An 8,634-nucleotide genomic window follows, 5' to 3' on the forward strand; every position below is an offset into this window, starting at 1 on the left:
TTGTCAGTGCAATCTTATTTATCTCTTGTGACAGAAACAGGTTCCCGTTTTGCCGGAAGTAAGTCTGAATTGATTTCAGGAGCATCGAGCAGCACAGAGAAATTTTGCTGAATGATATCCAGTGTTTTCTGCTTTTTCTGTAATTTCTGTTTTTCCCGGACGGTAGCAGCTTGTTCAGATTCAAGATTTTCAATCCGCTTCTGGATTTTTTCAGAGCTAGGGATTTTGGTAACACCGAGATCCTGAAGCTCTTTTTTTAGTGAATCGTGGAGTTGGTATTCTGCCAGATGCTTGGAACGGTATTCTTTTGGATTTTTTGCAGATTTGCAATCTTCTATCACTTTACGGCAGAGCCGGTAAGAATCACAGTGTTTCTGAATGACTTTCTGCGTGCTTAGCTCACTGGTGATGTGTGCTATTCTCTGATCAGCCGCTTTAACAGAAGCATCAACATCAGAAACATGCTGCCTGAAATCCTCATAATTCAGTAGGTTATTTTCTGAAAGATAGTTGAAGGTGCGGGCTGCCTCTTTTAGATTATTGAGTTTTGCCCAATGTTCAAATCCTTCTCGATTGCCAGTCGTTACATACGTGGAGATATTGATATACAGGCGAGCTTCTCTGGACAGATGTTTTGGAGTTTTCACTTTGCTACGATTTTTAGCTAAGCGGATGCGGACGTTTTCTTCCGTATAATAACTTCCCAGAGATTTCATATAAGTGAAATTTTTTTGTTCCGGTGCACGGAAAGAAAGATGCTTTCCCTGCCGGACTTCATATCCAGCTAACTGCATTTTTTGTAGAAATTCCTCATAGTTGATGGAAGTCCAGATTGCTTTATCAACTGCAACACGTAGCTTGGCTTTCCAACTGGTGCCACGATGATATTCCATGTTCTCTTTATAGCTTTTTCCTTTTTCTCCGGTTGGCATACTGGTGGCAAGTCCATTTTCCAGGCAGATACGATTACTGATTCTGCAGAGTTTATGGTAGCTCCGCTTATTGGAAACATACTTGTGATGATCAACAAAGCTTGCAGCGTTGAAGATGATATGGTTATGAATGTGCTTTTTATCAACATGGGTACTGATCACGTATTCATATTTTCCTTTCAGTACTTCGGCTGCAAATTGCTGTCCTAAGCGATGGGCAGTTTCGGCATCAACTTCTCCAGGTTTAAATGACTGGATCAGATGAAATGCCAGGTTATCACCTTTGTCCATTCCATTCTTTTTTGCCATTTCTCTAGTCATGGAAAATTCGAGATCAGCAGTTTCCGGGGAACAGCCAAAACTGGAAACCAGCAGTTTTTCATCAGTCTTGTCTGGATTCGTGATATAGTCCAGAGCTTTCTTGTCTGTTACTTTAATGGGGAAGATCTTAATATATGCCATAGTTCTTTCACCATCTCTTTCAATTCTTGCATTTCTTCCGGATATAGATCTCCGGTGGTATTTACCTTTTTTGCAATCTGGTTGATATTTATGCCAATCTTGTGCATTTCCTCATACTGTTTCTTCAGAGGAGTTGTATCTGTGTTGACGATGTAGCCGTCGATTGCCATCTTACGCAGATAAGCTCCCATGTTCTTGGTTTTTGATTCTATCATCTTCCTGCGGATTAGCTTTCGTTCTTCTTCTGTGACATAAAAATGAATTTCTTTGTTTCTTTTTCTTTCAGCCATTAGCAGTTTCTCCTTTCTGAGAGGGCAGTAGTATCGTTGCTTTCAGCGTTTTTCAATTCAGGGCAGGGTACCCTAAATTGGGATTTTCCGGAAGTGTATCCTCACTTCCTGTCCTTGCTGCTGTTTTACCCCTCTATTAGTTAAAGTCAGGAGAACCGGGAAAATGCAAAAGAATTTGGCAGGTAGTACGGGATACGAAAATGTGGTATGATTATGGGCAGGATATCAGAAGAATCAGGAGTTGAAAAGATTGTGAAGACGGAAGAAATCTTTGAATACGTGCAGAAACAGTACGGTACAGTTCCAGAATATTTATGGAGTAAATCTCCAGACAGTGTTGTACTTCGTCATAAAAATGGAAAATGGTATGCAGTATTCATGACAGTTGAGAAATCTAAGTTGGGATTAGAGGGAAATGATCTGGTTGCCATCATGGACGTAAAGTGCGATCCAGAAATGACCAGCATGATTATTCAGACTTATGGATTTTTACCAGGATACCATATGAATAAACAGCACTGGATCACGATTTTACTGGATGGTTCAGTCAGTGAAGCGAAGACATTGGACTTTTTGGATATGAGCTATGACCTGATTGACGGAGCAGACAGAAAGGAAGAAAAATGAGAACAGCGATAGTATACGCATCTGTGCATCATGGAAATACAGAAAAATTAGTAAAGAGGATTGCAGAAGAATGTCAGATGGATTTGATTGATGCTGTGAAACAGCCAGATGCAGATCTGAGCAGTTATGATATGATTGGGTTTGCATCAGGAATCTATTTTTCAAAGTTTCATCAGTCGATATTGGAATTTGCAGAGAAGAATCTACCGGACGACAAAAAGATATTTCTGATCTGTACTTATGGTGGGAGTGCGAATTATAAATCCATAGAGCAGATTTTGGATAAAAAACATGCCAGTGTGGTTGGAAAATTTGGCTGTAAAGGGTATGACACATTCGGACCATTTAAACTGGTTGGAGGTATTGCTAAAGGCCATCCGAATGAAGAAGATATGAAAAACGCAGCGGACTTCGTAAAAGGAATACACTGATTTTTGAGCAAAAGGAAAACCGGGGATTTTACTCCTCGGTTTTCTGGATGTTGTGCTTCAGTCTTCAACTTGAAAAATATCTTCTACAGGCACTTTCAGGTAATGTGCCAGCCGGATTGCAATCTCAAGAGAGGGATTACGTTCTCCACGTTCGATGCGGCCTATCGTCTGGCTGCAGGAACCTATGGCTTCAGCCAAATCTGCTTGAATGAGATTCCGTTCTTCACGAATATCTTTTAGTGTATTATTGATTGCCATTCAATCACTTCCTTTGCTTATTGTTATCAGCAGGATCATGAACCTGCTGTTGAAATTTAATGGAATCCCGGAATTTCTGCACCTTTGCATTTCCCGATTACTTTTCCAAAAATCTTAAAAGAGTCAGATTCCAAAACCTGGATAGGACGATATTTTTGATTTAAAGAGATCAGATAAACACCATCTGGCTCATCGTGTAATTCCTTGATGTAAGTATTGCCGTTGAGATAGAAGATTCCAATTTCACCATTAGCAAGAGAATCTTTTTTCTGAATCCATGCAACATCGCCTGTATGATAAAGTGGCTCCATACTGTCACCGGAAATCCGTACACCAAAGTCAGTCTGCTCAGGAGCAAGGTGTCCTACGTCATAGGTTTCTTTTACAGAATCCTCCAGGTAATTTCCAGTACCAGCAGAAACTGGTTCCCAGGTAATTTCTACAGGATGATGGAATGGGATAATCTTTGCAGACAGTGGAGAAAACTTTTTAGAAGCTTTCAAAATATCAGCAAATTCAATCAATTTATTTCTGCCTTCTTCATTCAATCCACTCATAATGTTATATGGGTTTTCTCCAAAGAAGGATTCATATATATCTTCGATATCAAGTAACTGGCAAAGTGTCAGGAAAACATGTAAAGCTGGTTCTCGTGCATTGGTCTCCCATTTGGAGATTGCTTTTGTAGTGACCTGAATACCTTCCTGAGAAAGCAGGTCTACCAGATCTGATTGAGAGTATCCTTTCTTTTTTCTATTTTCTGCTAATATTTCCCCGAAATCACGCATTTGTTCGCCTCATTTCTATTTGAATTTTCTATATGCATTATACCGTATGTTAGAAATAAAATCAACAATAATCTCCGAAATGGAGAAAAAACAACCAAGATGTCGCTTGACTATCTCCGGAATGTCGATATATACTAAACATACAGAAATTGATAAGACATTATGTTGAAGGAAACAGCTGGGAGGTGAAAAGTTTGAGTGAGCGTGTGATCCTGCATAGTGATATGAACTGTTTTTACGCCAGTGTAGAAATGCTGCATCATCCGGAATTTGCCGGAATGCCTCTGGCAGTAGGTGGCGATCCGGAAGCCCGGCATGGAATTGTACTGACAGCAAATTATATTGCCAAGAAAAAAGGAGTAAAAACCGGAATGGCATTATGGCAGGCAAAACAGATTTGTCCGGAAATCATATTTGTACCACCACGGATGGATTTGTATTTGAGATTTTCACAGATGGCAAGAGAAATCTATTCGGAGTATACGGACAAGATCGAGCCATATGGAATTGATGAAGCATGGCTGGATGTATCGGACAGCAGAAATCTGAGAGGAAGCGGAATGACGATTGCAAGAGAAATCAGCCATCGGATTAAATACGAACTGGGTGTAACAGTGAGTATTGGAATTTCCTGGAATAAGATTTATGCGAAACTTGGTTCAGATTATAAAAAGCCGGATGCAATCACAGAGTTTGATCGAGAAAATTATAAAGACAGGATATGGCAGCTTCCAGCGTCAGATTTGCTTTATGTCGGAAGACAGACAAATAAGAAATTGCAAAAATTTGGGATCCGGACAATCGGGCAACTTGCGGAATCAGACGAAAAGTTGTTAGAGAGTCATTTTGGAAAAATAGGAAATGTATTATGGGCTTTCGCAAATGGCTGGGATGAAGATCCGGTTTGCAAGGAAGGATATGAAGCACCAGTAAAGTCGATAGGTAATAGCACTACAACACCGAGAGATCTGGAAAATGATCTGGATGTCTGGATCATTCAAATAGCATTGGCAGAAAGTGTAGCTGCACGATTGCGGAAACATGGATTTAAATGCAAAACAGTAGAAATTACAGTTCGAGATAATGGATTGTATAGTTTTTCCAGACAGATACATTTACGACAGCCAACGAATATTACAAACGAGATTGTAACTGCAGCATTTCAGCTATTTAAAGATAATTATAAATGGGAACATCCCATTAGAAGCCTGGGAATCCGAGCTGCGGATCTTGTGTTAGATGATATTCCCGTGCAGTTGGATTTATTTGGAAATCAGGAGAAAAAGGAAAAGTTAGAGAAGCTGGATCGTACTGTAGATGAGATCAGACGACGGTTTGGTTATTTCAGTATACAGCGAGCGGCAATGTATCAGGATAAAGTCTTATCCCACTTAGACGCTGGTACGCACACGATCCATCCACACAGTTATTTTCATAGGTAATTGGAGGGATAGATTTGAAAAAAGCATTAACCAGAAAACAGAAAGAAAGTTATCAATGTATTTTGAATTATACGAAGGAGCATGGATACCCGCCGACAGTCCGGGAATTTGGAGAGTTGATCGGGGTGAAATCAACATCATCTGCTTTTTCCAGAATCAAGCAGTTGGAGCAAAATGGATATATCCGCAGAATCCCGGCATCACCAAGAGCAATCGAGATTTTATAGTGAGGTGTCGGCATGAACAAAGTATATGTAGATGTAGTGGCAGAGTTTCGGAAAGATGGACAGCTGGTTCCCATATTTTTTACATGGGAGGATGGAAGAAAATATAGTATTGACAGAATTTTGAAAATCGAGCGATGCGCCAGCAGAAAGGCAGGCGGTGTAGGAATGATGTACACCTGTATGATACAGGGGCAGGAAAGCCACTTGTTTTACGAAGTGGATAAATGGTTTATGGAGAGAAAAACAGCATAAGGAGAGATTGGTATAGACGATATTATTTGGATTATTAACCGGCAGGGATAGTCACTTTCCCTTTATATTCCTGCAGGTTTTATATAAGAAGATGGATTCCGGTCAGCAAAGGCAGCTCCCACAATGCCTTTTGGATATCTGCTTCTGCAAATTGTAGTAAGTAATTGCTTCCCATCAAAATCATGGGGAAAGCGAACTGGGCTGAAAGACCGCCAGTTAGTGTGATGATGATAAGGAGATTTTGAAACTGATGACAGACAGAGATTATGCAATTAAATCAATGAAAGAAATTACCTTCCAGATGGCAAGTCATGCACAGGATTATCTGGAAGTTACAATCGAAAGACATTATACTGATATTAAAGAATTGATGACAAGCTATCAGAAATTGATTTTGGAAAATCAGATTGTGTTAGAAGAACTGGATATGGAATGCCAGGAGAAAATCAATGAAGATATGGCATATGCATTGAGTTATCTGAGCATTTATAACAACCAGCTGAATGTGCCAAAGATGCACCGTGAGATGAATAATCTGATGATTATTTATGGATTGTCGGACATGATCTATCGGGGAATGACTTTGGTGAAGTTCTATGCACCGAATGGTGTGATGCTCAGTGAAATCCTTCATTCCTGTTTTTGCAGTCATTATAATAAGACAGATGTGGAAGTACAACAGGAGTTAGGAATAGGCAGGACTTCTTTTTATAAAATGAAGAAGCAGGCACTTGGGTATTTAGGATTTTATTTTTATGAGATCGTGGTACCGCAGGCAAAGGATAAAAGATTTAAACCGTCACTGGGCGTTGAGGAAGAGTAGGTGAATAATATGAGATACGAAGATTCGATGAAAGGTGTAGCTGCTCAGATAATCAAAGAACAGCTGAGAGCCAGTAAAATTAAAAACAATCCAGAAGAGTTCCATTGGCATGATGAATATGCAACGTTGAATTTCTTTCGGTTTATCTGCAAAAATATCGGTAACTTGGGAAATGGAGAAATTGAAAAAATGGTCACACGCTTGAAAAGCATAGATCAGAAAGCAGTGGAAAACCATGTGAATGGTGCTGTTTGGGCATTTGATTATGATAAGATGTTCTGTGTATTGATGGAGAATGAAATTTGCCGAAAGGTGTGTGAAAAGAATAAATATAATAGTTGGATGAAGCTGATTGGACAGTATTGTATCTCAATGGCTTAAAGATAAAGAAAGTTGCTGGAGAGAAAAAATATTCTCCAGCAACTTTGTCTTTGATGAATAAAGGTCAATTTTTTATTTAACTATTCTCACTATTATTTGATTCAGTGATTTTTTTCTTCTTTGGAGAAACCAGTTTGTGACCGGAATAAATGGACATGCCCATACAAAGCAATGAAGAATAGGCAAAGTATTTATGTGCAGTCATAGATTTTTTGATTCCAGAATAAATGCATCCCAACATACAGAAAAGTGCGCCTAAGGACCAGTATTTATGTGATTTCATGATTTGATACCTCCTTTGATTTAACTGATTCAATCATAACGCTTTTTTACGAAAATGCAAAGAAAAACTTTGAATATAGTTCTGTAGAATTAGAACTTGGCTTTGCGATTCTGTATATTTAAGATACCCACAAGTATACTAAATTCAGAACGATTATTCGTTCTGGAGGAGGTGTTACGATGGATTTGAAAGCAGTAGGACAGCGAATCAAATCAGCACGAGAAGCAAAAAATCTCACGCAAGAGGAACTGGCTGCATTAGTAAATTTAAGTCCAACGCATGTGAGTGTAATAGAGAGAGGCTTGAAAGTTACAAAATTGGATACCTTTGTTGCAATTGCAAATGCATTAGATGTTTCAGCAGATACTCTTTTGATTGATGTTGTGGCACATTCAGTTACAGGTGTTACCAATGAGCTGACAGAAAAAATTGAAAAACTTCCGATCAAAGAGCAGAAAAAAATCATCAAAGTAATTCACACATTATTGGAAGAGTGATATGACAAACTGGGAAGAGCGAGTAGCTCTTCTTTTTTTGACCTTTTATTCAGCTTTAAGTTGTAAAGTGTCTTTTCATGATAATAGAAATATGCTAAATTAGTTCTATAGAACAAGGTGTAATTCTGCTTATATATTGGAGGAAAATGAATGAGAGAGAAAACTATTTATGAGAAGATTGCAGAAAAGTACAACACAACACCAGAAGAGGTACGCAGAGAAATGCAGATAGCCATAGATGCAGGATTTGATAATCCCGATCCGGCTGTGCAGGAAGAATGGAAGAAAATGACACTTAAAGGAGACAGACCCACACCGGAAGAAGTAATCAATTACGCAGTAAAAAAACTAAAAGGAAAATAAAAATATGAAGAAAAAGATAATTGCATTGATTTCAGGAGCAGTGATCTTGATAATTGCTGCAGGAAGTATTTATGGGAAATCTGAATCTGGTCATAAGGAAGGCGAACCGGATGTAGTTGGAACATTTTCCGTAAATCGGGATGAAAATCTAACCGTAGTTGCTAACCGGGGACATATCGGGGATAAAGAAGCTTTTGCAAGAGAACTTTTGCAGATGTACAAGGATGATTCATTTTATTCGACAAAATTCTCCACAGACAGGGGATATGCGACGAGCCTTGATATGAACATCTATTTATGGAAAGAGGATATTGAAGATGGGGAATCGGTAATGACAGCCGAATATAGACCTGTAGAATACGGAAAGAACTATGATGTAGTCAATAATCCTGATAAATTTCAACTATATATAGATGGAAAAGAAGTAGAAGAATAACACGGTGAACTTTTTATACTGAAATATGTACGATTCCAATAATGATATGAACTTATGGGAATATATTGCGGATACTTTGTGAACTTTATCCTGATACAATGATTATGCTGATGAAAGAAGGCATAGATAACTGAATACAAGA

15 protein-coding genes are annotated in these 8,634 nt (G+C 38.7%); 10 read left to right on the plus strand and 5 right to left on the minus strand.

What is annotated here, in order from left to right; all coding sequences use genetic code 11:
• Positions 1 to 14: 14 nt before the first annotated feature.
• Complete coding sequence (locus tag G5B11_RS11345) at positions 15 to 1,394, minus strand: relaxase/mobilization nuclease domain-containing protein (RefSeq protein WP_015514505.1); 1,380 nt, start codon at positions 1,392 to 1,394, stop codon at positions 15 to 17.
• Positions 1,361 to 1,684 (minus strand): MobC family plasmid mobilization relaxosome protein, encoded by a 324-nt coding sequence (locus G5B11_RS11350; RefSeq protein ID WP_012744273.1) that lies wholly within the window; start codon positions 1,682 to 1,684, stop codon positions 1,361 to 1,363. Before G5B11_RS11350 ends, G5B11_RS11345 begins: the two co-directional genes overlap by 34 nt.
• 252 nt (positions 1,685 to 1,936) lie before the next feature.
• On the opposite strand from G5B11_RS11350, the gene G5B11_RS11355 reads away from it, so the two are divergent.
• Together G5B11_RS11355 and G5B11_RS11360 are read left to right on the plus strand one after the other, a co-directional pair.
• The gene (locus G5B11_RS11355) at positions 1,937 to 2,311 is read left to right on the plus strand and encodes an MmcQ/YjbR family DNA-binding protein (RefSeq protein WP_117539102.1); all 375 of its coding nucleotides are present in this window, start codon (positions 1,937 to 1,939) and stop codon (positions 2,309 to 2,311) included.
• Entirely contained in the window at positions 2,308 to 2,742 is a 435-nt protein-coding gene (locus G5B11_RS11360) for a flavodoxin family protein (RefSeq protein WP_117649061.1), read from the plus strand. The genes G5B11_RS11355 and G5B11_RS11360 overlap by 4 nt, the downstream gene beginning before the upstream one ends.
• 57 nt (positions 2,743 to 2,799) lie before the next feature.
• On the opposite strand, the gene G5B11_RS11365 is transcribed toward G5B11_RS11360, so the two are convergent.
• Together G5B11_RS11365 and G5B11_RS11370 are read right to left on the minus strand one after the other, a co-directional pair.
• Positions 2,800 to 3,000, minus strand: coding sequence for a helix-turn-helix transcriptional regulator (locus G5B11_RS11365; protein WP_005344265.1), 201 nt, complete (start codon positions 2,998 to 3,000; stop codon positions 2,800 to 2,802).
• A gap of 56 nt (positions 3,001 to 3,056) precedes the next feature.
• Positions 3,057 to 3,788, minus strand: coding sequence for a helix-turn-helix domain-containing protein (locus G5B11_RS11370; protein WP_008688138.1), 732 nt, complete (start codon positions 3,786 to 3,788; stop codon positions 3,057 to 3,059).
• Positions 3,789 to 3,982: 194 nt separating this feature from the next.
• On the opposite strand from G5B11_RS11370, the gene dinB reads away from it, so the two are divergent.
• The 5 genes from dinB to G5B11_RS11395 all read left to right on the plus strand — a co-directional run bounded on the left by dinB (position 3,983) and on the right by G5B11_RS11395 (position 6,913).
• Entirely contained in the window at positions 3,983 to 5,230 is a 1,248-nt protein-coding gene (dinB, locus tag G5B11_RS11375) for a DNA polymerase IV (protein ID WP_055059657.1), read from the plus strand.
• Positions 5,231 to 5,244: 14 nt separating this feature from the next.
• A complete protein-coding gene (locus G5B11_RS11380; protein WP_147599756.1) occupies positions 5,245 to 5,457 on the plus strand; it encodes a DNA-binding protein in 213 nt (70 codons plus the stop codon).
• Positions 5,458 to 5,469: 12 nt separating this feature from the next.
• Positions 5,470 to 5,709: a hypothetical protein gene (locus G5B11_RS11385; RefSeq protein WP_005344271.1), complete on the plus strand. Its 240-nt coding sequence runs from the start codon at positions 5,470 to 5,472 to the stop codon at positions 5,707 to 5,709.
• A 250-nt stretch (positions 5,710 to 5,959) separates the two neighbouring features.
• Positions 5,960 to 6,532: a hypothetical protein gene (locus G5B11_RS11390; protein WP_008688147.1), complete on the plus strand. Its 573-nt coding sequence runs from the start codon at positions 5,960 to 5,962 to the stop codon at positions 6,530 to 6,532.
• A gap of 9 nt (positions 6,533 to 6,541) precedes the next feature.
• Entirely contained in the window at positions 6,542 to 6,913 is a 372-nt protein-coding gene (locus G5B11_RS11395; RefSeq protein WP_055059686.1) for a hypothetical protein, read from the plus strand.
• A 76-nt stretch (positions 6,914 to 6,989) separates the two neighbouring features.
• Here G5B11_RS11395 and G5B11_RS11400 read toward each other — a convergent pair whose 3' ends face one another.
• Positions 6,990 to 7,196, minus strand: coding sequence for a DUF6219 family protein (locus G5B11_RS11400; RefSeq protein ID WP_008688150.1), 207 nt, complete (start codon positions 7,194 to 7,196; stop codon positions 6,990 to 6,992).
• 179 nt (positions 7,197 to 7,375) lie between these two features.
• Here G5B11_RS11400 and G5B11_RS11405 point away from each other — a divergent pair, with 179 nt between their 5' ends.
• From G5B11_RS11405 to G5B11_RS11415, 3 genes are all read left to right on the plus strand, one after another.
• On the plus strand, positions 7,376 to 7,693 hold the full coding sequence (locus G5B11_RS11405) for a helix-turn-helix domain-containing protein (RefSeq protein WP_008688152.1): 318 nt from the start codon (positions 7,376 to 7,378) through the stop codon (positions 7,691 to 7,693).
• A 150-nt stretch (positions 7,694 to 7,843) separates the two neighbouring features.
• Entirely contained in the window at positions 7,844 to 8,056 is a 213-nt protein-coding gene (locus tag G5B11_RS11410; protein ID WP_029732086.1) for a sporulation initiation factor Spo0A C-terminal domain-containing protein, read from the plus strand.
• 4 nt (positions 8,057 to 8,060) lie between these two features.
• The gene (locus tag G5B11_RS11415) at positions 8,061 to 8,492 is read left to right on the plus strand and encodes a hypothetical protein (protein WP_055059653.1); all 432 of its coding nucleotides are present in this window, start codon (positions 8,061 to 8,063) and stop codon (positions 8,490 to 8,492) included.
• The last annotated feature ends 142 nt before the right edge of the window (positions 8,493 to 8,634 follow it).

Origin of the sequence: Blautia glucerasea, assembly GCF_013304385.1 — a bacterium.
Lineage (GTDB): Bacteria > Bacillota > Clostridia > Lachnospirales > Lachnospiraceae > Blautia_A > Blautia_A ammoniilytica.

Bases quoted from the DNA above. Each gene is read 5' to 3' on its own strand.
- G5B11_RS11345 (WP_015514505.1), bottom strand. From the start codon at position 1,394: ATGGCATATATTAAGATCTTCCCCATTAAAGTAACAGACAAGAAAGCT.
- G5B11_RS11350 (WP_012744273.1), bottom strand. From the start codon at position 1,684: ATGGCTGAAAGAAAAAGAAACAAAGAAATTCATTTTTATGTCACAGAA.
- G5B11_RS11360 (WP_117649061.1), top strand. From the start codon at position 2,308: ATGAGAACAGCGATAGTATACGCATCTGTGCATCATGGAAATACAGAA.
- G5B11_RS11365 (WP_005344265.1), bottom strand. From the start codon at position 3,000: ATGGCAATCAATAATACACTAAAAGATATTCGTGAAGAACGGAATCTC.
- G5B11_RS11370 (WP_008688138.1), bottom strand. From the start codon at position 3,788: ATGCGTGATTTCGGGGAAATATTAGCAGAAAATAGAAAAAAGAAAGGA.
- G5B11_RS11385 (WP_005344271.1), top strand. From the start codon at position 5,470: ATGAACAAAGTATATGTAGATGTAGTGGCAGAGTTTCGGAAAGATGGA.
- G5B11_RS11390 (WP_008688147.1), top strand. From the start codon at position 5,960: ATGACAGACAGAGATTATGCAATTAAATCAATGAAAGAAATTACCTTC.
- G5B11_RS11395 (WP_055059686.1), top strand. From the start codon at position 6,542: ATGAGATACGAAGATTCGATGAAAGGTGTAGCTGCTCAGATAATCAAA.
- G5B11_RS11400 (WP_008688150.1), bottom strand. From the start codon at position 7,196: ATGAAATCACATAAATACTGGTCCTTAGGCGCACTTTTCTGTATGTTG.
- G5B11_RS11405 (WP_008688152.1), top strand. From the start codon at position 7,376: ATGGATTTGAAAGCAGTAGGACAGCGAATCAAATCAGCACGAGAAGCA.
- G5B11_RS11410 (WP_029732086.1), top strand. From the start codon at position 7,844: ATGAGAGAGAAAACTATTTATGAGAAGATTGCAGAAAAGTACAACACA.
- G5B11_RS11415 (WP_055059653.1), top strand. From the start codon at position 8,061: ATGAAGAAAAAGATAATTGCATTGATTTCAGGAGCAGTGATCTTGATA.